17 protein-coding genes and 4 tRNA genes are annotated in these 23,269 nt (G+C 62.8%); 17 read left to right on the top strand and 4 right to left on the bottom strand.

What is annotated here, in order from left to right:
- Window positions 1-77: 77 nt before the first annotated feature.
- From pcaD to ABZE94_RS09930, 8 genes are all read left to right on the top strand, one after another.
- Complete coding sequence (gene pcaD, locus ABZE94_RS09965) at window positions 78-866, top strand: 3-oxoadipate enol-lactonase (RefSeq protein ID WP_372875366.1); 789 nt, start codon at window positions 78-80, stop codon at window positions 864-866.
- Window positions 867-1,123: 257 nt separating this feature from the next.
- Window positions 1,124-2,182: a quinolinate synthase NadA gene (nadA, locus tag ABZE94_RS09960; protein ID WP_372875365.1), complete on the top strand. Its 1,059-nt coding sequence runs from the start codon at window positions 1,124-1,126 to the stop codon at window positions 2,180-2,182.
- Window positions 2,183-2,554: 372 nt separating this feature from the next.
- Window positions 2,555-5,185, top strand: a complete 2,631-nt coding sequence (gene alaS / locus ABZE94_RS09955) for an alanine--tRNA ligase (protein WP_372875364.1) — start codon at window positions 2,555-2,557, stop codon at window positions 5,183-5,185.
- A 98-nt stretch (window positions 5,186-5,283) separates the two neighbouring features.
- The gene (locus ABZE94_RS09950; RefSeq protein WP_372875363.1) at window positions 5,284-6,522 is read left to right on the top strand and encodes an aspartate kinase; all 1,239 of its coding nucleotides are present in this window, start codon (window positions 5,284-5,286) and stop codon (window positions 6,520-6,522) included.
- 183 nt (window positions 6,523-6,705) lie between these two features.
- Window positions 6,706-6,891: a carbon storage regulator CsrA gene (gene csrA / locus ABZE94_RS09945; RefSeq protein WP_010490393.1), complete on the top strand. Its 186-nt coding sequence runs from the start codon at window positions 6,706-6,708 to the stop codon at window positions 6,889-6,891.
- 62 nt (window positions 6,892-6,953) lie between these two features.
- Window positions 6,954-7,044: transfer RNA gene (locus ABZE94_RS09940), tRNA-Ser, on the top strand.
- 107 nt (window positions 7,045-7,151) lie between these two features.
- A tRNA-Arg gene (locus ABZE94_RS09935) sits at window positions 7,152-7,228 on the top strand.
- Between the two features lie 70 nt (window positions 7,229-7,298).
- Window positions 7,299-7,375: transfer RNA gene (locus ABZE94_RS09930), tRNA-Arg, on the top strand.
- Window positions 7,376-7,520: 145 nt separating this feature from the next.
- Here the strand turns inward: ABZE94_RS09930 and ABZE94_RS09925 are convergent.
- Window positions 7,521-8,012 carry a DUF4124 domain-containing protein gene (locus ABZE94_RS09925; protein ID WP_372875362.1) on the bottom strand — a complete coding sequence of 164 codons (492 nt, stop codon included), beginning with the start codon at window positions 8,010-8,012 and terminating at the stop codon, window positions 7,521-7,523.
- A gap of 322 nt (window positions 8,013-8,334) precedes the next feature.
- Between ABZE94_RS09925 and mgtE the strand changes: the two genes are divergently transcribed.
- The 4 genes from mgtE to ABZE94_RS09905 all read left to right on the top strand — a co-directional run bounded on the left by mgtE (window position 8,335) and on the right by ABZE94_RS09905 (window position 13,170).
- A complete protein-coding gene (gene mgtE / locus ABZE94_RS09920; protein WP_372875361.1) occupies window positions 8,335-9,777 on the top strand; it encodes a magnesium transporter in 1,443 nt (480 codons plus the stop codon).
- A gap of 187 nt (window positions 9,778-9,964) precedes the next feature.
- Window positions 9,965-10,216 (top strand): OadG family protein, encoded by a 252-nt coding sequence (locus ABZE94_RS09915; protein WP_372875360.1) that lies wholly within the window; start codon window positions 9,965-9,967, stop codon window positions 10,214-10,216.
- 25 nt (window positions 10,217-10,241) lie between these two features.
- Complete coding sequence (oadA, locus tag ABZE94_RS09910) at window positions 10,242-12,023, top strand: sodium-extruding oxaloacetate decarboxylase subunit alpha (protein ID WP_372875359.1); 1,782 nt, start codon at window positions 10,242-10,244, stop codon at window positions 12,021-12,023.
- A gap of 10 nt (window positions 12,024-12,033) precedes the next feature.
- Window positions 12,034-13,170: a sodium ion-translocating decarboxylase subunit beta gene (locus ABZE94_RS09905; protein WP_238041767.1), complete on the top strand. Its 1,137-nt coding sequence runs from the start codon at window positions 12,034-12,036 to the stop codon at window positions 13,168-13,170.
- Window positions 13,171-13,278: 108 nt separating this feature from the next.
- Here ABZE94_RS09905 and ABZE94_RS09900 read toward each other — a convergent pair whose 3' ends face one another.
- Entirely contained in the window at window positions 13,279-13,605 is a 327-nt protein-coding gene (locus ABZE94_RS09900; RefSeq protein ID WP_372875358.1) for an Arc family DNA-binding protein, read from the bottom strand.
- Between the two features lie 1,150 nt (window positions 13,606-14,755).
- Between ABZE94_RS09900 and phnN the strand changes: the two genes are divergently transcribed.
- Window positions 14,756-15,322 (top strand): phosphonate metabolism protein/1,5-bisphosphokinase (PRPP-forming) PhnN, encoded by a 567-nt coding sequence (gene phnN / locus ABZE94_RS09895; RefSeq protein ID WP_372875367.1) that lies wholly within the window; start codon window positions 14,756-14,758, stop codon window positions 15,320-15,322.
- Window positions 15,323-15,492: 170 nt separating this feature from the next.
- Here phnN and ABZE94_RS09890 read toward each other — a convergent pair whose 3' ends face one another.
- Complete coding sequence (locus ABZE94_RS09890; protein WP_238041753.1) at window positions 15,493-15,960, bottom strand: Lrp/AsnC family transcriptional regulator; 468 nt, start codon at window positions 15,958-15,960, stop codon at window positions 15,493-15,495.
- A 201-nt stretch (window positions 15,961-16,161) separates the two neighbouring features.
- On the opposite strand from ABZE94_RS09890, the gene ABZE94_RS09885 reads away from it, so the two are divergent.
- The 3 genes from ABZE94_RS09885 to ABZE94_RS09875 all read left to right on the top strand — a co-directional run bounded on the left by ABZE94_RS09885 (window position 16,162) and on the right by ABZE94_RS09875 (window position 22,242).
- Window positions 16,162-19,629, top strand: a complete 3,468-nt coding sequence (locus ABZE94_RS09885) for an indolepyruvate ferredoxin oxidoreductase family protein (RefSeq protein ID WP_372875357.1) — start codon at window positions 16,162-16,164, stop codon at window positions 19,627-19,629.
- A gap of 99 nt (window positions 19,630-19,728) precedes the next feature.
- Complete coding sequence (locus tag ABZE94_RS09880; protein ID WP_372875356.1) at window positions 19,729-20,787, top strand: Glu/Leu/Phe/Val dehydrogenase dimerization domain-containing protein; 1,059 nt, start codon at window positions 19,729-19,731, stop codon at window positions 20,785-20,787.
- 54 nt (window positions 20,788-20,841) lie between these two features.
- On the top strand, window positions 20,842-22,242 hold the full coding sequence (locus tag ABZE94_RS09875; RefSeq protein WP_372875355.1) for a sodium-dependent transporter: 1,401 nt from the start codon (window positions 20,842-20,844) through the stop codon (window positions 22,240-22,242).
- Window positions 22,243-22,342: 100 nt separating this feature from the next.
- Here the strand turns inward: ABZE94_RS09875 and ABZE94_RS09870 are convergent, their stop codons facing one another.
- On the bottom strand, window positions 22,343-22,822 hold the full coding sequence (locus tag ABZE94_RS09870; protein WP_372875354.1) for an N-acetyltransferase family protein: 480 nt from the start codon (window positions 22,820-22,822) through the stop codon (window positions 22,343-22,345).
- A 121-nt stretch (window positions 22,823-22,943) separates the two neighbouring features.
- Here ABZE94_RS09870 and ABZE94_RS09865 point away from each other — a divergent pair.
- Window positions 22,944-23,018: transfer RNA gene (locus ABZE94_RS09865), tRNA-Arg, on the top strand.
- Window positions 23,019-23,269: the final 251 nt, after the last annotated feature.

The raw sequence follows: 23,269 nt of genomic DNA, 5'->3' as shown, positions 1-23,269 counted from the left end.
CGACTCGGCCAGGCGCGTCGTTGGGTTGCACGCGCCTGGCCGAACATCGAGTCCTATTCATTTGAAGGAGTTTTGCCGTGCCTGTTGTCCACCTCGCCGCTGGCGACCTGAATTACCAACTCGAAGGCCCGGCTGACGCGCCGGTGCTGCTGCTGAGCAATTCCCTGGGCACCGACCTGGGTATGTGGGATGCACAGATGCCGGCCTTTACCGCGCATTTCCGGGTGCTGCGCTACGACACCCGCGGCCACGGCCAGTCGCAGGTCAGTGCGGGTTTCTACAGCATCGAGCAACTGGGCCACGATGTGCTGGCCCTGCTCGATCACCTGGATATCCGCCAGGCTTCGTTCTGTGGCCTGTCCATGGGTGGGCTGATCGGCCAGTGGCTGGGCATCAATGCCGGCGCGCGTCTGCACAAGCTGGTGCTGTGCAACACCGCAGCCAAGATTGCCAACGACGAGGTGTGGAACAGCCGCATCGACAGCGTGTTGCAAGGTGGCCAGCAGGCCATGCGCGACCTGCGCGATGCGTCCATTGCCCGCTGGTTCACCCCCGCGTTCGCAGCGGCCGAGCCGGCACAGGCCAAGCACATCACCGCGATGCTGGCGGCCACCTCGGCCCAGGGCTATGCCGGCAATTGCGCGGCGGTACGCGATGCCGATTTTCGCGAGCAACTGGCTGCGATCGAGCTGCCGACGCTGATCGTCTGCGGCGCTGCCGATCCGGTCACCACCCCGGCCGATGGTCGCTTCCTGCAGCAGCAGATCGCTGGCGCGCAGCTGCTCGAGCTGCATGCCGCGCACCTGTCCAATGTCGAGGCGGGCGCGGCATTCACCCAGGCGGTAGTGGATTTCCTTCGGCAGTGACTGCCTGGGCGCATCCTGCGATTCGCCCGCGGCCTGCGCTGGGTGTTCGCTGCGCATAGCCGGGCAACGCCTGTGGGCGTATTTGCAAAGTCTTTTAAGATCAAACTATTATGAAAATCCTGCGGCTCTAGAGGCCGCAGGATTTCTTTGTTGCCGCGTGCTTTTCTCCCCGTATGCCTGTCCAATCTGCTCTCGCGTAGTCAATCTGGCGGGTATACTCGAACCCCCGCTGATCGACCTGTACAGGGCCTGATGACATGACGCAGATTTCCGAACGCCTCCTGGTCCAGGCTCATCTGGACGCCAAGCAGCCCAAGCCGCTGACGCCCGAGCAGGAGGCCTTCTACCGCGCCGAGATTGCCGCCGAGCTGAAAAAGCAGAATGCGGTGCTGGTTGCCCACTACTACTGCGACCCGGTCTTGCAGGCCTTGGCCGAAGAGACCGGCGGTTGCGTGTCCGACTCCCTGGAAATGGCCCGCTTCGGCAATCAGCACTCGGCGCAGACCGTGCTGGTGGCCGGGGTCAAGTTCATGGGCGAGACGGCGAAGATCCTCAATCCGGAAAAACGTGTGCTGATGCCGACCCTGGAGGCGACCTGTTCGCTGGATCTGGGCTGCCCGGTGGAGGAGTTCGCCGCGCTCTGCGACCAGCACCCGCAGCGCACCGTGGTGGTCTACGCCAATACCTCGGCGGCGGTGAAGGCGCGTGCCGACTGGGTGGTGACCTCCAGTTGCGCGGTGGAGATCGTCGAGCACCTGATGGACAACGGCGAAAGCATCATCTGGGCGCCGGACCAGCACCTGGGGCGTTACATCCAGAACAAGACCGGTGCCGACATGCTGCTGTGGGACGGCGCCTGCATCGTCCACGAGGAGTTCAAGGCCAAGCAACTCGAGGACATGAAGGCCCTGTACCCGGACGCCGCCGTGCTGGTGCACCCGGAGTCGCCGACGGCGGTGATCGACCTGGCCGATGCGGTTGGCTCGACCAGCCAGTTGATCGCGGCGGCCCAGCACCTGCCGAACCAGACCTTCATCGTCGCCACCGACCGCGGCATCTTCTACAAGATGCAGCAGCTGTGCCCGGACAAGGAGTTCATCGAGGCGCCGACCGCCGGTAACGGCGCCGCCTGCCGCAGCTGCGCGCACTGCCCGTGGATGGCGATGAACACCCTGCAGCGCACCCTGCAGAGCCTGCGCGAAGGCAGCAACGAGATCTTCGTCGACCCCGCGCTGATCCCCAAGGCGATCAAGCCGCTCAAGCGCATGCTGGATTTCACCCAGGCGGCGCGGCTCAAGCTGTCGGGCAACGCCTGAGCCGCGGCCGCAATGCAGGCCTGCTCGTTGCCGTGGCGGCGGCGCAGCCACTCTGCGGACTGACGTTGTATTGGGGTGGCGGCCGTCGTGTCCGGCGCCGCCCCCGAGTGGCAAGAAGGACAATAGCCGTTATCTATTGATAAACCCGCTGTACCGATGCTACAGGCCCGATATAATGCGGCCCTTTGCAGGCTGCGTGAAAGCTACTGCGCTCGGCTATGCGGCGTTAAAAACAGGCTAAAAATGCTCATTTACAGCGCGTAAACTGCGCTTTTTCGCCTGTTTTTGCCTTGCCTAGCCTTCGCTCGCTACGCTTTCACGCAGTCTTTGTTGCCGGCTTTGCCCTGGCCGCCTGTTTCCGTGGATGACCCTATGAAAAGCGCTGAAATCCGTGAAGCTTTCCTCAGCTTCTTCGAAGAGAAGGGGCACACCCGTGTCGCTTCCAGCTCCCTGATTCCGGGCAACGACCCGACCCTGCTGTTCACCAACGCCGGGATGAACCAGTTCAAGGACTGCTTCCTGGGCCTGGAAAAACGCGCCTACACCCGTGCCGCGACTAGCCAGAAATGCGTGCGCGCCGGCGGCAAGCACAATGACCTGGAAAACGTCGGCTATACCGCGCGCCACCACACCTTCTTCGAGATGCTCGGTAATTTCAGCTTCGGCGATTACTTCAAGCGCGACGCCATCCACTTCGCCTGGGAATTCCTGACCAGCGAGCGCTGGCTGAACCTGCCCAAGGACAAGCTCTGGGTCACCGTCTATGCCAACGACGACGAAGCCTACGGCATCTGGAACAAGGAAATCGGCGTGCCGGCCGAGCGGATGATCCGCATCGGCGACAACAAGGGCGCGCCCTATGCCTCCGACAACTTCTGGACCATGGGCGATACCGGCCCGTGCGGCCCTTGCACCGAGATATTCTTCGATCATGGCGAGCACATCTGGGGCGGCCCGCCCGGCTCGCCGGAAGAAGATGGCGATCGCTACATCGAGATCTGGAACAACGTGTTCATGCAGTTCAACCGCACCGCGGACGGCGTGCTGCATCCGCTGCCGGCGCCGAGCGTGGACACCGGCATGGGCCTGGAGCGCATCAGCGCGGTGCTGCAGCACGTCAACTCGAACTACGAGATCGACCTGTTCCAGAGCCTGCTGAACGCCTCGGCCGAGGCCATCGGCTGCACCAACGAGGGCCAGGCCTCGCTGAAGGTGGTGGCCGACCATATCCGCTCCTGCAGCTTCCTGATCGCCGACGGCGTCACCCCGTCCAACGAAGGCCGCGGCTATGTGCTGCGCCGGATCGTCCGGCGCGCCTGCCGTCACGGTAACAAGCTGGGCGCCAAGGGCAGCTTCTTCTACCGGATAGTTGCGGCCTTGGCGGCCGAGATGGGCGAAGCCTTCCCGGAACTGAAGCAGCAGCAGGCGCAGATCGAGCGCGTGCTGAAAGCCGAAGAAGAGCAGTTCGCCAAGACCCTGGAGCAGGGGCTGAGGATTCTCGAGCAGGATCTGGTCGGGCTCAAGGGCAAGCTGATCCCCGGCGAGACGGTGTTCAAGCTGTATGACACCTATGGTTTTCCCTACGACCTGACGGCCGATATCGCCCGCGAGCGCGGCCTGACCCTGGACGAGAGCGGCTTCGAGCGCGAAATGCAGGCCCAGCGCGAGCGCGCCCGTTCCGCCAGTGCCTTCGGTATGGATTACAACGCCCTGGTCAAGGTCGACAGCGACACCGAGTTCCTTGGTTATCAAGGCACCAGCGGCAGCGGCAAGATCATTGCGCTGTTCAAGGACGGCGCTGCGGTGGACAGCCTCGATGAGGGTGAGGAGGGTGTCGTGGTCCTCGACCGGACGCCGTTCTATGCCGAATCCGGTGGCCAGGTCGGCGACTGCGGGTTTCTGCTCGATGAGGCGGCCAGCGTGCGCTTCGATGTGCGCGACACCACCAAGGCCGGCGGTGCTTTCCTGCACCACGGTATCGTCGCCAAGGGCGGTTTGAGCCTGGGTGCCGCGATCAATGCCGAAGTCGACGCCGGCGTGCGTCAGGCCACCGCGCTCAACCATTCGGCGACGCACCTGCTGCACGCCGCGCTGCGTCAGGTGCTCGGCGAGCACGTGCAGCAGAAAGGCTCGCTGGTCGACAGTCAGCGTCTGCGTTTCGACTTCAGTCACTTCGAGGCGATCACGCCGGAGCAGCTGAAGGCCCTGGAAGATATCGTCAACACCCAGGTGCGCAACAACAGCGCCGTGGAAACCCTCGAGACCGATATCGAAACCGCCAAGCAAAAAGGCGCCATGGCGCTGTTCGGCGAGAAGTACGGCGATGAAGTGCGGGTGCTGAGCATGGGCGGTGACTTCTCCGTCGAGCTCTGTGGCGGCACTCACGTATCCCGTACCGGCGACATCGGCCTGTTCAAGATCACCAGCGAAGGCGGTGTGGCGGCGGGGGTGCGGCGTATCGAGGCGGTCACCGGTGCGGCTGCTTTCGCCTACCTGAATGCCGCCGAAGAACAGTTGAAGGAGGCCGCCGCGCTGGTCAAGGGCAGCCGCGACAACCTGCTGGACAAGCTGATTGCCATGCTCGAGCGCAATCGTCAGTTGGAAAAAGAGCTGGAGCAGTTCAAGGCCAAGGCCGCCAGTGCGGCCGGCAACGATCTGGCCGGCTCTGCCGTGGAGGTCAAGGGCGTCAAGGTGCTCAGTGCGCGGGTCGACGGCCGGGATGGCAAGGCCTTGCTGGCCATGGTCGACCAGTTGAAGAACAAGCTCGGCAGCGCGGTGATCCTGCTCGGCGGCGTGCAGGACGACAAGGTCGTGCTGGTGGCCGGTGTGACCCAGGATCTGACCAGCAAACTCAAGGCCGGCGAGCTGATGAAGCAGGCCGCGGCGGCAGTCGGCGGCAAGGGCGGCGGTCGTCCGGATATGGCGCAGGGCGGCGGCACCGATGCCGGCGCGCTGGATGGCGCCTTGGCGCTGGCCGCAAGCTTTGTCGAGCAAGCTCTGTAAGTGTCGAGCCCAAGGCCCGGAAAACGCCCGGTAGCCCTTGGCAGCATATTGAGTTGAATGTTTAATGGGCGCCCTTCACGGGCTGAGGCGGCTTTGAAATGGCTTTGATCGTACAGAAATTTGGCGGCACCTCCGTCGGCACTGTTGAGCGGATTCAGCAGGTGGCCGACAAGGTGAAGAAGTTCCGCGAAAACGGCGATGACATTGTGGTCGTGGTTTCCGCCATGAGCGGTGAAACCAATCGGTTGGTCGAGCTGGCCAAACAGGCGAGCGATGATCAGCCGGTGCCGCGTGAGCTCGACGTGATGCTGTCCACCGGCGAGCAGGTGACCATTGCCCTGTTGACCATGGCGCTGATTCGCCGCGGCGTGCCGGCGGTGTCCTACACCGGCAACCAGGTGCGTATTCTCACCGACAGCGCGCACAACAAGGCGCGTATCCTGCAGATCGACGATCAGAAGCTGCGTGCCGACCTCAAGGTCGGTCGTGTGGTGGTGGTCGCCGGTTTCCAGGGGGTGGACGAGCACGGCAATATCACCACGCTCGGGCGCGGTGGTTCCGACACCACGGGTGTGGCCCTGGCGGCGGCGCTGAAGGCCGACGAGTGCCAGATCTACACGGACGTCGATGGCGTCTACACCACCGATCCGCGGGTGGTGCCCCAGGCTCGGCGCCTGGAGAAGATCACCTTCGAAGAAATGCTGGAGATGGCCAGCCTGGGTTCCAAGGTGCTGCAAATCCGCTCGGTGGAATTCGCCGGCAAGTACAACGTCCCGCTGCGCGTATTGCACAGCTTCAAAGAGGGTCCGGGCACCCTCATTACCCTTGATGAAGAGGAATCCATGGAACAGCCGATCATCTCCGGCATCGCTTTCAATCGCGACGAAGCCAAGCTGACTATCCGTGGCGTACCGGACATCCCGGGCGTGGCGTTCAAGATTCTCGGCCCTGTCAGTGCCGCCAATATCGAAGTCGACATGATCGTGCAGAACGTGGCGCACGATAACACCACCGATTTCACCTTCACCGTGCACCGCAACGATTATCAGGCCGCGCAGCAAGTGCTGGAAAATACCGCGCGTGAGCTGGGCGCCCGCGAAGTGATTGGCGACGCCAATATCACCAAGGTGTCGATCGTCGGTGTCGGCATGCGCTCCCATGCAGGGGTTGCCAGCCGCATGTTCGAGGCCCTGGCCAAGGAAAATATCAATATCCAGATGATCTCTACCTCGGAAATCAAGGTGTCCGTGGTGATCGAGGAGAAATACCTGGAGTTGGCGGTGCGTGCTCTGCACACTGCCTTCGAACTGGATGCCCCGGCCCGACAGGGCGACTGAGGCATTGCCCGAAAGGCGCGCACTATTGCGCGCCTTTCGTCTTTTTGGTTGGCGTGGATGGACTTTCTTTCTGCCCACACTAGTCAATACTTGGGTGAAGGCCTCGCTTGAGATTCATGAGGCTGCCACCGTTTTCTTTTTTGCAGACTGTTGTATTGGATTTAAATCCGTGAGGAGAAAGGAATGCTGATTCTAACTCGCCGGGTCGGTGAGACCCTGATGGTGGGTGACGAGGTCACTGTCACCGTGTTGGGCGTGAAGGGTAATCAGGTGCGCATTGGCGTTAACGCGCCGAAGGAGGTAGCGGTGCACCGTGAGGAGATTTACCAGCGCATCCAGAAAGAGAAAGACGAAGAACCAAGCCACTAATTTTTATCTGATTTTTGGCTTTGCAAGCGGGGCAAAGATGGGTATCATGCGCCCCGTGTTGCGGAGAGGTGGCCGAGTGGCCGAAGGCGCTCCCCTGCTAAGGGAGTACATCTCAAAAGGGTGTCGGGGGTTCGAATCCCCCCTTCTCCGCCATTATTTAGTGTTGTAGGTGTTGGTCCTGTTTTGATCAGTAAGTTGTTGAAATTAATCTGATTTAAGCTTGATTGAATAATTTGAATGCCTATAATGCGCCGGACAGTGCACTCATAGCTCAGCTGGATAGAGTACTCGGCTACGAACCGAGCGGTCGGAGGTTCGAATCCTCCTGAGTGCACCATATTGAAGATGATCGGCAGCGATGCCGGTCGTGTTTCAAGCCAGCGGTGATCTGGTTAAAAGCACCACCTGCACTCATAGCTCAGCTGGATAGAGTACTCGGCTACGAACCGAGCGGTCGGAGGTTCGAATCCTCCTGAGTGCACCAAATAAAAGGGCCTGCAGCGATGCAGGCCCTTTTTCTTTGTCTGCTGTTTTGTCTCTGTGGCCCATGCGCGCGCCACGCCTCCTGGCTGTGCGGCTGAGGCGCGGGAGGGTGTCGCTGCCTCAATGCCGCCCCGCGATAAGACGTGCTAGCGCTTGCCTTTGACGCAGCCGGCCTCGTCGAAGCTCACCTGGCGGCTATTACCCTGTTGGTCGCGGTAGTGATAGCGCGTCTGACCGTTCTGGCTGCTGATCCTGTCCGGCGTGCCCAGGCTGCTTTCCACGTCGCTACGGTGCATGCCGCTGCGTATCTGCTGTTTGATGATGGCTGTGCGGCGCTCGCGGCCGGTAACCAGGTTGCCGCAGCCGTCCTCCTGTTTACCGACCACCACCAGCTCGCTGGGCTTTACCGCGGCCTTGCTGCGTGATGGTTTGCCTGGTTTGGCCAGTGGCGTGGGTTTGCCGCTGCCGGGGGTGGGGTTGTGGGCATCCTGCAGGTATTGCGCCTGTTCGGTGGGGCAGCCTTGCAGGGTAAAGGTGACGTGGCCGCTGGCATCTTCGCAGCGGAACACGGTTGCGGCCAGCAGGGGTGGTGGGCACAGCAGAATGGCGCAGAAAGCTGCGCGGTGCAGTCCGGGCATGATGACGTCCTCCTTGACGATCGTGTGACAAGCCTAGTCGCTCGGGTCGGCTTTGCCAGTGGTGTCTTGTGCGGCGTCTCCGACGTCGCAGCTACGGGTTTAAAGAACGCTGAAGTTTGTGCTGCAAAGGCTTGTTCTAGCCTGCTTTTTGTAGCGTGCAAAGCCGACGGGCGGTGTTATCATTTTGCCCGTCAGTCCCGCCGGGGCTTATGGATCACCACCATGGACTTACCCAGTAGTTACTCTGAATCTCGTTTGTGCGATCGCGTACTGATTGATTGACCCTCTTTGGCGTGCGCCGCCGCTGGGGGTGGAGCGTGCCATGACTGAAGTAGAAGCCAAGAAGCCGCAAGAAAGCCTGCAGGACCGCCTTGCCCAGGTGGTCGAACTGCTGCATCGGCACAAGCTGGTCGAGGAGCTGGCCCATCGCCAGGAAGGCCCGCATCACGAGCGGGTAGAAAACCTGGTGCACCGGCAGAACCTGGCCGAGTTGCAACGCAAACTCGATGAACTGCACTCCGCCGACGTCGCCCATATCCTCGAGGCGCTGCCGCTGGACGAGCGTCTGACCGTCTGGCAGTTGGTCAAGGTCGAGCGCGACGGCGATATTCTCCTCGAAGTGTCCGATGCGGTGCGCGAAACGCTGATCGCCGACATGGATGACCACGAGATCCTCGCGGCGGCCAAGGAGATGGATGCCGACGAGTTGGCGGATCTGGCCTCCGAGCTGCCGCGCGATGTCGTTCATGAGTTGATGGAAACCCTCGATGCGCAGCAGCGTGAGCGGGTGCGTTCGGCGTTGTCCTATGAAGAGGATCAGGTCGGCGCGCTGATGGACTTCGAGATGGTCACCATCCGCGAAGACGTCAGCCTGGAAGTGGTGTTGCGCTACCTGCGGCGCCTCAAGGAGCTGCCCGGGCATACCGACAAGCTGTTCGTGGTCGATTACGACGGCGTGCTCAAGGGTGTGCTGCCGGTCAAGCGCCTGCTGGTCAACGACCCGGACAAGCTGGTCAGCGAGGTGATGGCCACCGATCCGGTGAGCTTTCACCCGGACGAGGATGCCTACGATGCCGCCCAGGCGTTCGAGCGCTACGACCTGATCTCCTCGCCGGTGGTGGACAAGAACGGCAAGCTGATCGGTCGTCTGACCATCGACGAAATGGTCGATCTGATTCGCGAGGAAAGCGAAAGCGAAGTGCTGAACATGGCCGGTCTGCGCGAGGAGGAAGATATCTTCGCCTCGGTCTGGAAGTCGCTGCGCAACCGTTGGGCCTGGCTGGCCCTCAACCTGATTACGGCATTCATTGCCTCGCGGGTCATAGGCCTGTTCGAGGGCTCTATCGAGAAACTGGTGGCGTTGGCTGCCTTGATGCCGATCGTTGCCGGTATCGGTGGTAATTCGGGCAATCAGACCATCACCATGATCGTGCGCGCCATGGCGCTGGATCAGGTCAGTACCGGCAATACCACGCGGCTGATTCGCAAGGAGTTGAGCGTTGCCTTGATCAATGGCCTGGTCTGGGGTGGGGTGATTGGCGTGGTGGCCTATATGCTTTACGACAGCTGGTCGCTGGGTGTGGTGATGACCGGGGCCATGACCCTCAACCTGCTGCTTGCTGCCTTGATGGGGGTGCTGATTCCCATGACCCTGGTGCGTATGGGGCGCGACCCGGCGCTGGGGGCCAGTGTGATGATTACCGCGGTAACCGATAGCGGTGGCTTCTTCATCTTCCTCGGCCTGGCCACTGTGTTTCTGCTGTAGCAGGGTGCGCTTATTTATCGGGTGAATGCATGGCGCTTTTTTGTCCGTATTTGTCGCCAAATGCAGTCTGGGGTTTGCTTCAAACGGCTGTTTCAAGCTAAGGTGCGCCAGCTTTGCCCGGGGCATTCCTCGGGCGCTTCTCTCAATTCTGAATGCAGCTCAGTGCTGCTGGCAAAAAGGAGTCAAGATGGCCTCCAGTCAACTCCTGCTCGAGGGTGTCGAGCTCATGCTGTTCGGCCTGGGCTTTGTATTTCTCTTCCTGATTTTGTTGGTAGTGGCGATCCGCGTGATGTCGCGTCTGATCGAGCTGTTCGCCCCCCACACGCCAGTGCCCGCGGCCGCACACTCGACCGCCAAGTCCGCTATCCAGCAGCCGGATGGCGATGTACTGGCTGCTATTCAATCCGCTATCAATCAGCACCGCGCTCGCCGCGGTTGAGTCAGGTTCGAAAGGGAGCACCTGTATGACTGCCGTTAAACAAGCACTCGGAATTACCGATGTGGTGCTGCGCGATGCTCACCAGTCGATTCTGGCGACGCGTGTACGCCTCGAAGACATGTTGCCGATCGCGCCCAAGCTCGATCAGGTTGGCTTCTGGTCGGTGGAGTCCTGGGGCGGCGCGACTTTCGATTCCTGCATCCGTTACCTGGGCGAAGACCCCTGGGAGCGCATCCGCGCGCTGAAGCAGGCGATGCCCAATACCCGCCAGCAGATGCTCCTGCGTGGTCAGAACCTGCTCGGCTATCGGCACTACGCCGATGACGTCGTGGAGAAGTTCGTCGAGCGTGCGGCCATCAATGGCGTCGATGTGTTCCGCGTGTTCGACGCGATGAACGATCCGCGCAACCTGCAGACCGCGCTGCGGGCGGTCAAGGAGCAGGGCAAGCATGCTCAGGGCACCATTTCCTACACCACCAGTCCGGTGCACACCCTGGACATGTGGGTCGACCTGGCCAAGCAGATCGAGGACATGGGCGCCGATTCGATCGCGATCAAGGACATGGCCGGCATCCTCAATCCGTACATCGCCTTCGAGCTGGTGACACGCCTGAAGGCCAGCCTGTCGATCCCTATTCACATGCAATGCCATGCCACGGCCGGTCTGTCGACCGCGGCCATCGTCAAGGCGGTGGAAGCCGGTATCGACAACGTCGACACGGCGATTTCCTCGCTGTCGATGACCTACGGCCATTCGCCGACCGAGTCGGTGGTGGCGATCTTCCAGGGTTCCGAGCGCGATACCGGCCTGGATCTGTTGCTGCTCGAAGAAATCGCCGCCTACTTCCGCGAAGTGCGGAAGAAGTACGCCAAGTTCGAAGGCACCCTCAAGGGTGTGGATTCGCGCATCCTGGTGGCCCAGGTGCCGGGCGGTATGCTCACCAACATGGAAAGCCAGCTGAAAGAGCAGGGCGCCCAGGACAAGTTCGACGAAGTGTTGGCCGAGATTCCGCGAGTGCGCGAGGACCTGGGCTTTATCCCGCTGGTGACGCCGACTTCGCAGATCGTCGGCACCCAGGCGGTGATCAACGTATTGACCGGTGAGCGCTACAAGTCGATTACCAAGGAAACCGCCGGTGTGCTGAAGGGCGAGTACGGCGCAGCGCCGGCCCCCTTCAATAAGGAGCTGCAGGCACGGGTGCTGGATGGAGCCGAAGCCATTACCTGTCGCCCAGCGGATCTGCTGGATGCCGAGATGGACAAGCTGACCGCCGAGCTCAAGGGCCTCGCCCAGGAGAAGGGCATCAAGCTGGCCAAAGATGAAATCGACGACGTACTGACCTATGCACTGTTCCCGCAGATCGGCCTGAAGTTCCTGGAGAACCGTGGCAACCCGGCGGCCTTCGAGCCGGCGCCGAGCGGCAACGAGCTGCCAGCGCGTGAAGCCGGCAAGCCCGAGGTCTACACCGTTGAAGTCAACGGCAAGTCCTTCGTGGTGCAGGTTAACGAGGGTGGCGACATCGAAGGCCTCAAGCCGCTCGGTGCCGCCGCAGCCGGTGCTGCGCCTGCTGCCGCGGCGGCGCCGGTGGGGGCTGGCGAACCGCAGAACGCCCCGCTGGCCGGCAACATCTTCAAGGTGCTGGTGCAGCCAGGGCAGTCAGTCGAGGACGGCCAGCTGCTGATCATTCTCGAAGCGATGAAGATGGAAACCGAGATTCGCGCGTTCAAGGCGGGTGTCATCGGTGCAGTCAACATCAAGGTCGGCGATGCAGTGGCGGTGGGCGACAGCCTGCTGACCATCGGCTAAGGGGCGGATCATGGATAAGCTCCTCAAGCTGTGGCAGAGCACGGGTCTCTATCATGTAGAGCCGGGTCAGGTTTTCATGATCGCGATCTGCCTGCTGCTGATCTACCTGGCGATCAAGAAAGGTTTCGAGCCGCTGCTGTTGATCCCGATCGGCTTCGGTGGCCTGTTGTCGAACATTCCCGTTGCCAACATGGGCGAAGGCGCCGGCTTCCTGCACATGATCTATGAGGTCGGCCTGCCCACCAGCGTGTTTCCGCTGCTGATTTTCATGGGTGTCGGGTCGATGACCGACTTCGGGCCGATGCTGGCCAATCCCAAGACCTTGCTGTTGGGTGCAGCGGCGCAGTTCGGTATCTTCGGTACCCTGCTTGGCGCCCTGGCCCTGGCCTCCTTGGGTATTCCGGGGCTGGAGTTCACCCTCAAGGAAGCGGCCTCGATCGCCATCATTGGCGGCGCGGACGGTCCGACCTCGATCTTCGTCACCTCCAAGCTGGCGCCGCATCTGCTCGGGCCGATTGCCGTGGCGGCCTATGCCTATATGGCGCTGGTCCCCTTGATTCAGCCGCCGATCATGCGGGCGCTGACCACCAAGGCCGAGCGCGCCATCGTCATGGAGCAGTTGCGTCCGGTCGGGCAGACCGAGAAGATCATCTTCCCGCTGGTGCTGTGCCTGCTGGTCGGCTTGCTGCTGCCAGATGCGGCGCCGCTAGTGGGTATGTTCGCCCTCGGCAACCTGCTGCGCGAAGCCGGTGTGGTCGAGCGTCTGGCCGATACCTCGCGTAACGCGCTGATCAACATAGTCACCATCTTCCTCGGTCTGACCGTGGGGTCCAAGCTGTCGGCCGAAGCCTTCCTGCAGATCAAGACCCTGGCGATTTTGCTGCTGGGTATGATGGCCTTCTGTGCCGGCACGGCGTCGGGGGTGTTGATGGCCAGGCTGATGAATGTGTTCAGCAAGCACAAGGTCAACCCCTTGATCGGTTCGGCCGGGGTGTCGGCGGTGCCAATGGCCGCGCGAGTGTCGAACAAGGTCGGGCTGGAGGCCAATCCGCAGAACTTCCTGCTGATGCACGCCATGGGGCCGAACGTGGCCGGTGTAATCGGCTCGGCGGTGGCGGCCGGGGTGTTGCTCAACTTCGTTGGGTAGCGGCCAGCGCGGTTAGATGCTGTAAGCCAAGAAAAGCCGCCTGTTCAGGGCGGCTTTTCTTTGGCCAACAAAAAAACCGGCCCGGGAGCCGGTTTTTACCGTTGCAGCTCAGGCTTCTTCGGCGGCCAGCTCGGCGTCATGGGCGATCAACGCCACCAGGGCATTCTGCTGGCGACGGGATAGCTGGCGGAAGCGCTGCAGCAACTCGCGTTCGTGCAAAGACAGCTCGGGGCTGTCCAGGCTCACGTTGAGTTCATCGCCCAAGCTGCTTTCCTGCAGCATGCTCTGCTCGAGGCGGGCGATGATTTCCGAGTTCATGCTGCGATGATGATTGCGCGCGACATCAGCGATGCGCTCGCGCATGCCATCGGGCAAGCGAACGACGAATTTGTCAGCCGTACGGCTGGAATAAATAGCCTGTTTCATTGGGCGCATACATTTAACCGATTAGTTCAGGGAAGCGATGCTGGCAGTGAGCCACGTGATTGTCACTGGTTTGACCGTCTTTAGCACTAGCTGTTCACTCGGAATCGCCATTTGTATCGATATTGCCGTGCAGCAATACAAATGTTTGACGCCAATTACGTGTCGCATTGTGCTGGGTGTAAAGGCTCATTGCCAGCACCAGTTGTCAAAAATGCGAGTTGCTGGGCAAAAGACGGGCCCTTATTCGCATGACATATAGAGTTCGCCCGACATCAAGAATTCGATAGGCGCCACTCAAGCGTCTCGTTGACGGGATTGACGCAGGATTCACCTGGCGTGGTCTACGCCAGTCGGCTCCGAGTCGTCTCATCGTTAAAGGGGCTGCTCCATGAGCGCAACGTCCGGGTCGAGAACCTGAACAAAGTGCTCACTGGTAAACAGGCGCTTCACTCTCTTGCCCTGCCCGTGTAGCCAGATGAAATGGTGGCCTCCGATTGGTTCGTCGGGTTCCGCCCCTTTTTTTGCTGGCCTGCAGTGACCTCCGGCAGGTGGCAGCATTCAGATGTTCGACGGCCCAGTGCAGACGTATTTGGCGAGGGCGTATGCCGCCTGCGCGCCGATATTGACTACATCTGCCGACGGTTCAATCGGGCTGTTTATATAAGCGTAGTGCAAAACATCCTGCTCGGCTGTCTAGGGTGCATGCTGCGCTGGGGTGGCGCTCTTGGCGTGTGCAATGCCCAGAAAAGCGGCGCGCCATGCTCGTGGCTGGGGCTGGCCGGTTACGACGATGCGGCCCTGGCCCATGTGCAGGCGTGATGTCCAGCACCGAATTCCCGATTGCCCTGGAGGCGGTCATGGCCAGCCACGAGCGGGTTCTCAACGAGCAGCTGGGGCACCGAATAGCGTCCTTGGTGGTGCCGCCTCGGCCAATGTCGCCGCCGAATTGGCTCAACATGACATGCTGGGTATGCTCTCCCGTGACGAGTATGCGACTGGCCTGATGCCGATCGCTTGGCTGCTGCTCGACCGGAACAACGGCTATGATCTGGCTCGGCGAAATCTGTGTTGGCCTACCTGCCGATCTGCTACAGGCGCGGGTGCGTGTGGGTCAGGCGCTGATCCGGCAAGTCTGGCGACAAGCGAAAAGGGTGTTGTGATGGGTGGCAGGTTGATTTATCTGATGGGGCCTTCGGGTTCGGGCAAGGACAGCCTGCTGAATGCGGCGCACGAGCGGTTGGCGGTGCAGGGTTGCCGCATCGTGCAGCGTGTCATCACTCGTTCCGCCGAGGCGGTGGGCGAGGCGGCCATAGGCGTTTCCGTGGACGAGTTCGCGCGGATGGAGGGCGAGGGCGCCTTCGCCCTGAGTTGGCGCGCCAATGGCCTGGCCTATGGTATTCCCAGGCAGATCGACGACTGGCTGACGGCTGGCCAGGATGTACTGGTCAATGGTTCGCGGGCTTATCTGGCGCAGGCGCGCCAGCGCTACCCGGATCTGCTGGCGTTATTGCTGACGGTCGATCTCGCGGTGCTGCGCCAGCGCCTGCTCGCGCGTGGCCGGGAAACGCCCGAGCAGATCGAGCGGCGTTTGGCCCGCAATGCGCGGTTCGACAGCGTCGCCGCGGCCGCAACCGATGGTTTGCATGTGCTGGACAATTCCAGCGATTTCGAACGCGCGGTGGGTGACCTGTTGGCCCTGATCGGAGCCAGTCGCACCTGCGTCTGACGCCAATGGAGCCGGCTCTGTCCGCCGGGTGTCGCGCGCGCAGGCAGTGCGTCATGGGCAGTCGGTGTGGCATAAAGCTGGCGGGTTGTCGCTGCGCGCCGAACGGATCTCCGTTCGGGCCGCCACCCGGATCGCCCTCGAGTGGAACGCCGCCAGGGTCTGGCTAGGTTTCAATCCAGCGGCAATTCGGTGGTGCGCTTGACCTCGCTCATGGCGATATTCGAGTGCGCCTCCTGTACATGCGGGCGCTGCAGCAGGTGGTCGCGCAGGAAGCGCTCGTAGCTGGCGATATCCTTGGCCACTACCTTGAGCAGGTAGTCCGAACCGCCGGCCATGGTGTAGCACTCCAGCACTTCAGAGTAGCCAACCACCGCCTGCTCGAACTCCTCCAGGTTCTTGCGGCCGTGGGCCGACAGCTTGATGTCGACGAACACGGTCATGCCCAGGCCCAGCAACTTGGGGTTGAGCAGGGCGACCTTGCGCTCGATCAGGCCTTCCTCCTGCATGCGATGAATCCGCCGCCAGCAGGGCGATTGTGACAGCTCGACCTTCTCGGCAATCTCAGCGGCGGAGAGGTCGGCGTTGTGCTGCAGCAGGCGGAGAATCTTGCGATCGATGGGGCCGAGTTTTTCTTGCATGATTTATCCCGTTTTTTCCTAATTGCTGCAATCGTCATGCGCAGTATTGGCGTTTGTTCCCGAAATTAGAAATAAAATCTCCGTACCGCTCAGTCATATTCTTAGCCAGTCGTTTAGCCCGGTGATCCCGGGGTAAACAGAACCGCGAAGGCATTAACCGGTGCCCTCGCAGCTCGCCATAAAAATAAAAGGAGCGCCCGCATGTCTCTGGCCGAGATCCGCCTGGATGACAAGTACCGCCTTGCCACTGGTCACCTGTACCTCACCGGCACCCAGGCGCTGACCCGCCTGCCGATGCTGCAGAAGCAACGCGACACGGCCCACGGTCTGAATACCGCCTGTTTCATCTCCGGCTACCGCGGCTCGCCGCTCGGCAACCTGGACAAGAGCCTGTGGGAAGCCAAGGGTTTCCTCCAGGAAAACGCCATCCACTTCCAGCCTGGGGTCAACGAAGAGTTGGCCGCCACTTCGGTATGGGGTAGCCAGCAGACCAACCTGTTCCCCGGCGCGCGCTACGATGGCGTGTTCGCCATGTGGTACGGCAAGGGCCCGGGCGTCGACCGCTGCGGCGATGTGTTCAAGCACGGCAACTCGGCCGGCGTCTCCGAGCATGGCGGCGTCTTGCTGCTGGCCGGCGATGACCATGGCTGCAAATCATCGAGCATCGCCAACCAGAGCGAGCACGCCTTTATCGCCGCCTCGATTCCGGTGCTGAATCCGGCCAACGTCCAGGAAATTCTCGACTACGGCATCCTCGGCTGGGAGCTGTCGCGTTACAGCGGTTGCTGGGTGGCGCTGAAAACCATCGCCGAGAACGTCGATTCCTCGGCGGTGGTGGATGTCGATCCGCTACGCGTCGACGTGAAGGTTCCCGAGGACTTCGAGCTGCCGCAGGATGGTGTGTATATCCGCTGGCCGGATCCGCCCCTGGCCCAGGAACAGCGCCTCAACACCTACAAGATCTACGCCGCCCGCGCCTTCGCCCGCGCCAACAACCTCAATCGGGTGATGCTCGATTCGCCCAACCCGCGCCTGGGCATCGTCACCACCGGCAAGTCCTACCTGGACGTGCGCCAGGCCCTGGAAGACCTCGGCCTGGACGAGGTGCTGTGCGCCCAGGTCGGTCTGCGCGTGCTCAAGATCGGCATGAGCTGGCCGCTGGAGCCGGTCTCGGTGCACGAATTCGCCGAGGGCCTGGACGAGATTCTGGTGATCGAGGAGAAGCGCAGCATCATCGAGGACCAACTCACCGGCCAGCTCTACAACTGGCCGGTGGGTAAGCGTCCGCGGGTGGTCGGCGAGTTCGACGAGAGCGGCGTTTCCCTGCTGCCGAACCTGTCCGAACTGACCCCGGCGATGATCGCCCGCGCCATCGCCAAGCGCCTGGCGCCGATCTATACCAGCGCAAGCATCGACGAGCGCCTGGCCTTTCTCGCCGCCAAGGAAGCTTCCCTGGCCGCGCCCAAGCACAGCACGCTGCGCACCCCGCATTTCTGCTCCGGTTGTCCGCACAATACCTCGACCAAACTGCCGGAAGGCAGCCGTGCCCAGGGCGGCATCGGCTGCCACTACATGACCCAGTGGATGGACCGCAACACCGACACCTTCACCCAGATGGGCGGCGAGGGCGCGACCTGGATCGGCCAGGCGCCGTTCACCGACACCGCGCACATCTTCCAGAACCTCGGCGACGGCACCTACTTTCATTCCGGCCAACTGGCCCTGCGCGCGGCGGTGGCGGCCGGGGTCAACATCACCTACAAGATCCTCTACAACGATGCGGTGGCCATGACCGGCGGCCAGCCGATCGACGGCGAACTGCGCGTCGATCAGCTCAGTCAGCAGGTGTTCGCCGAGGGCGTCAAGCGCATCGCTCTGGTCAGCGATGAGCCGGACAAGTACCCGAGCCGGGCCGGCTTCGCGCCCATCGTGACCTTCCATCACCGCAACGATCTGGACGCGGTGCAGCGTGAGCTGCGCGAGTTCAAGGGCACCTCGGTGATCATCTATGACCAGACCTGCGCCACCGAGAAGCGCCGCCGGCGTAAGCGCGGCAAGCTGGTCGATCCGGCCAAGCGCGCCTTCATCAATCCGGCGGTGTGCGAGGGCTGCGGCGATTGCAGCGTCAAGTCCAACTGCCTGTCGGTGCTGCCGCTGGAAACCGAGCTGGGGCGCAAGCGCGAAATCGACCAGAACTCCTGCAACAAGGATTTCAGCTGCGTCGAGGGCTTCTGCCCGAGCTTCGTCACCGTGCATGGCGGCAGTCTGCGCAAGCCGGAAGCGGTGGGCCCGAGTGCGCTGTTCATCGCCTTGCCGGAGCCGCGCCAGCCGTCGCTGGAGCGGCCCTGGAATATCCTTCTGCCGGGTGTCGGTGGCAGCGGCGTGACCACGGTCGGCGCCCTGCTGGGCATGGCCGCGCACCTCGAGGGCAAGGGTTGCAGCGTGCTCGATCAGGCCGGCCTGGCGCAGAAGTTCGGCCCGGTGGTGACCCATATCCGCGTCGCCGCCAAGCAGGACGATATATACGCGGTGCGCATCGCCGCCGGCGAGACCGACCTGCTGCTCGGTTGCGACCTGGTGGTGGCGGCCAGCGAAGAAGCCCTGGCCAAGCTCAACGACAAGATCGCCCACGCGGTGATCAACAGCCATGAAGCGGCCACCGCCGAGTTCACCCGCAACCCCGATGCCCAGGTGCCGGGCGCGGCCATGCGCGAGGCGCTGATCGAGGCGGTGGGTGCGGACAAGACCCACTTCGTCGACGCCACTCGCCTGGCCACCCGCCTGCTCGGCGACAGCATCGCCAGCAACCTGTTCATGCTCGGGTTTGCCTACCAGAAAGGCCTGGTGCCGGTTTCGGCCGAAGCCATCGCCAAGGCCATCGAGCTCAACGGTGTGGCGGTGCAGCTCAACCAGCAGGCGTTCCTCTGGGGCCGCCGCGCGGCGCACGATAGCGCCGCGGTGGAGAAGCTGGCCAGCCCCAAGGTGGTCGAGGCGCCGCGTTGCGAAAGCCTGGACGAGATCATCCAGTTCCGCGTCGATTTCCTCACCGCCTACCAGAACGCCGCCTATGCCGAGCGCTACCGCGCGTTGGTGCAGCGCGTGCGCCTGGCCGACCAGGGCGCCGATCAGGCCCTGAGCCGGGCGGTGGCGCGTTACTACGCCAAGCTGCTGGCCTACAAGGACGAGTACGAGGTAGCCCGGCTGTACAGCGACGGCCTCTTTGTCCAGCAGCTCGAGGCGCAGTTCCAGGGCGACTACCGCCTGGAGTTCCACCTGGCGCCGTCCTGGCTGGCCAAGCCCGATCCAAGTACCGGCCAGCCGCGCAAGCGCCGGTTCGGCCCCTGGATGCTCAAGGCCTTCGGCCTGCTGGCCAAGTTCAAGGCCCTGCGCGGCACGCCGCTCGACCTGTTCGGCTACAGCGCCGAGCGCAAGCTGGAACTGCAACTGATCGAGGACTATGAGCGCAGCGTCGATTACCTGCTCGAGCAGCTGAATGCCGGCAACTACCGCAGCGCCGTGGCGCTGGCCGAACTGCCGGAGCAGATCCGTGGTTATGGCCATGTCAAGGAGCAGAGCCTGATCAAGGTGCGCGAACAGGAGCGTCAGCTCAAGGCGCGCCTGCTGGTCAGCGAGATCCAGGCGGTGCAGCTGTTCGAACCGGCGGCCTGATGCGCACTTTGTGATGCAGGAGGCCCGACTCTTAGGCGGGCCTCCTGCAACGACCTTTGCAACCCCGACCCCAAAACAAGAACGTCTCAAGGAATTCCCATGTCCGTGTTTTCCCATATCGAATTCGATCACCACGAACAGGTGGTCTTCGGCCACGACCAGGCCAGCGGCCTGAAGGCGATCATCGCCATCCACAACCGTAACCTCGGCCCGGCCCTCGGCGGTTGCCGCATGTGGCCCTATGCCTCCGACGAGGAAGCGCTGCGCGACGTGCTGCGCCTGTCGCGCGGCATGAGCTACAAGTCGGCGCTGGCCAGGCTGCCGCTCGGCGGCGGCAAGGCGGTGATCATCGGCAACCCGCACACCGGCAAGAGCGAGGCGCTGTTCCAGGCCATGGGCGATTTCGTCGACAGCCTGGGCGGGCGCTACATCACCGCCGCCGACTCCGGTACCGGGGTGGCGGAAATGCAAATCATGGCCGAGCGCACCCGCCATGTCGCCGGCGCCGGCCAGCGCGAGGCCTTTGGCGGCGGCATGCGCAATGGCGATCCGTCGCCGTCCACCGCCTACGGGGTGTTCATCGGCCTGCAGGCGGCGGTCAAGCATCGCCTCGGTCGTGACAACCTCAAGGGTCTGCGGGTGGCGATCCAGGGGGTCGGCCAGGTCGGTTTCGGCCTGGCGCAGCAGCTCAAGGAGGCCGGTGCCGAGCTGTGGGTGACCGACATAGTCCCGGCCAACGTGCGCCGCGCGGTGGAGCAACTGGGCGCCACGGCCGTCGCTCAGAACGACATCTACGGCCTCGAGGTGGACGTTTTCGCCCCCTGCGCCATGGGCGCCATCATCAATCCACAGACCCTCGAAGCCCTGCGCGCGCCGGTGATCGCCGGTGCGGCCAACAACCAGCTGGCCGATGCCGGGTTGGCCGAGGAATTGCGGCGGCGTGGCTGCCTGTATGCCCCGGATTACGCGATCAATGCCGGCGGCATCATCGATGTCTGCTACGAGCGCAACGGCGGCAGCACCGCCGAACTCAAGGCGCATATCGAAGGCATCGGCGCCACCCTGGCGGAGATCTTCCAGCGCGCCGAGCGTGAGGGCAACACCACCACGGCGGTGGCCGATCGCATGGCTCAGGAACGTCTGCACGCCGGGCGTTGACCGTACATTCGATCCCCGACTGACTTTTTCACAACAACAAGAGGGCAAGTCCCAATGAGTCAAGACAGCATCGTCGCCGGCGCCAGTGCCGGTCCCATCAGCAGTGCAGCGGCGCGCGGCCTGTGGTCGTCGCGCTGGGTATTCTTCCTTGCCGCCACCGGTTCGGCAGTGGGTCTGGGCAATATCTGGAAATTCCCCTATATCACCGGCGAGAACGGCGGCGGCGCCTTCGTCCTGGTCTACCTGGCCTGCATCCTGGCCATCGGCAGTCCCCTGTTGATGGCCGAGGTGATGATCGGTCGACGCGGCCGGGCCAACCCCGAGGGCGCCTTCGCCGCCGTGGCCCGCCAGGCGGGTGCCAGTCGCCATTGGCGCTGGCTGGGCACGCTGGCGGTGCTCACCGGGTTTCTCATTCTCAGTTTCTACGCGGTGGTGGCCGGCTGGGCCCTGGCCTATGCGCCGGCGGCGGCCATGGGCAGTTTCGCCGGGTTGGACGGCGAGAGCAGCGGCGCGTTGTTCGGCGCCATGCTCGGCGATCCCTGGAAACTGGCCGGTTACGCCACCCTGGTGCTGCTGCTGACCCTGGGCATCGTCGCCCTGGGCGTACGCGAAGGCCTGGAGCGCGCGCTGCGCTTCATGATGCCGGGACTGTTCGTGCTGCTGCTGATCCTGGTGGGCTATGCCGCCACCACCGGGCATTTCCTCGAGGCCGTGCACTTCCTGTTCGACGCCGACTTCAGCAAGCTCAGTACACAGAGCGTGCTGGTGGCCCTGGGACACGCCTTCTTCACCCTCAGCCTGGCCAGTGGCGCCATGATGGTATACGGCTCCTACCTACCGGCCGGCACCTCGATCGTCAAGACCTCGCTGATGGTGGCCCTGGCCGACACCGCGGTGGCCTTGCTCGCCGGCCTGGCGATCTTCCCGCTGGTGTTCGCCAACGGCCTGGAGCCGGGCGCGGGCCCCGGGTTGATCTTCGTCACCCTGCCGATCGCCTTCGGCCAGATGCCGTTCGGCCAGGTGGTCGGCGGGCTGTTCTTCATCATGCTGGCGCTCGCCGCGCTGACCTCGGCGATCTCGCTGAGCGAGCCGACCATCGCCTGGCTTGGCGAGAAGTTTGGCATCGGTCGAGTCAAGGCGGTGCTGTTGAGCGGCCTGGCGCTGTGGCTGCTGAGTCTGGGCACGGTGTTTTCGTTCAACCTCTGGGCGGAATTCACCCTGTTCGGCAAGACCTTCTTCGACAGCCTGGACTACCTGACCACCAACCTGATGATGCCGCTCGGCGGGTTGGGCACGGTGCTGTTCACCGGCTGGGCGTTGAGCCGCACGACCGTGCAGGAGGCGCTGGGCATCGGTCAGCCGCAGTTGTTCAAACTGTGGTGGCAGCTGCTGCGCTGGGTCACGCCGGTAGGGATTCTGTTGGTATTCCTGCACACCCTGGGGCTGTTCGCCTAAGCGTCAGCCGTCCGGGATTGCGTCTGGTGCAGGGTGGACAACGCGAAGCTTGTCCACCCTCGGTGCTTTAGCCGCGAATGGCCATGTCGAGACACCTGTCTCAGTCCAGCGCCAGGGCCAGGCTGATGCCGTGGGGCTTGAAGCCGAGCCTTGCATAAAAACGATGGGCCGCCTCGCGGCTCTGGTTGCTCGACAGCGCCAGCTTGTAACAGCCCAGGGCGCGGGCGCGTTCGGCGGCCTTGCCGATCAAGGCCTGGCCGATACCCAGGCCTCGGGCGTCGGCATCCACGACCACATCCTCGAGAGTCGCCGAGCGGGCGAAGTTGTGCGCCAGGTGTTCGATCAGGTTGAGCGTGCAGGTGCCGAGCAGTTTGCCGTCGCGCTCGGCCACCAATACCATGCGGTTCGGCGCTGGCTCGCTCAGGCGCAGGGCCAACAGTTCTGTGTCGGGGCGTGCCTCGTCCGGCGCCAGTTGCTGCAATAACGCGCTCAGCGCCTGGGCGTCCCCGGGGCAGGCGGGGCGCAGGCTGAAGTGGGCAAATGGGGAATCCGGCACATGCCTGGATACTGGCTGGGTCATGGCGATCTCCTGGGTGGTCGCTTTAGAGTATGGCCGCGGGTTGATGGCGGTGACATGACAAATCCGCCGAGGCTGGTTAACATGCGGCCCGGTCGGCAACATTGCCGAGCAGAGTTGCCCAGTCCCCTTAGTTCAAGGGATAGAACAAGCCCCTCCTAAGGGCTAGATGCTGGTTCGATTCCAGCAGGGGACGCCATATATAGAAAAGGCTTGCGCATCGCGTAAGCCTTTTTTCGTTGTGCGCCAGGCATGGCGCGTTGCGCGCAAGCGCAACCAGCTTGGCTGTGGTGGCCAGGCTGGTGACTCGGAGGTGAAAGTCCTCTACACACCCGGCAAGGGGAAGTGTTAGCCAGAGGCAAGGGTGTCGCGGGCGACTGCGAATCTGAAGGAAGCCCGAGGCAAAATGCTGGCCTGACGAACAGGAAGCGGATCAGGCGGCGTAGCGGG

It is taken from the genome of Pseudomonas sp. (genome assembly GCF_041601375.1).
Classification (GTDB): Bacteria; Pseudomonadota; Gammaproteobacteria; order Pseudomonadales; family Pseudomonadaceae; genus Aquipseudomonas.
This window is presented reverse-complemented; position numbering and strand designations above follow the sequence as displayed.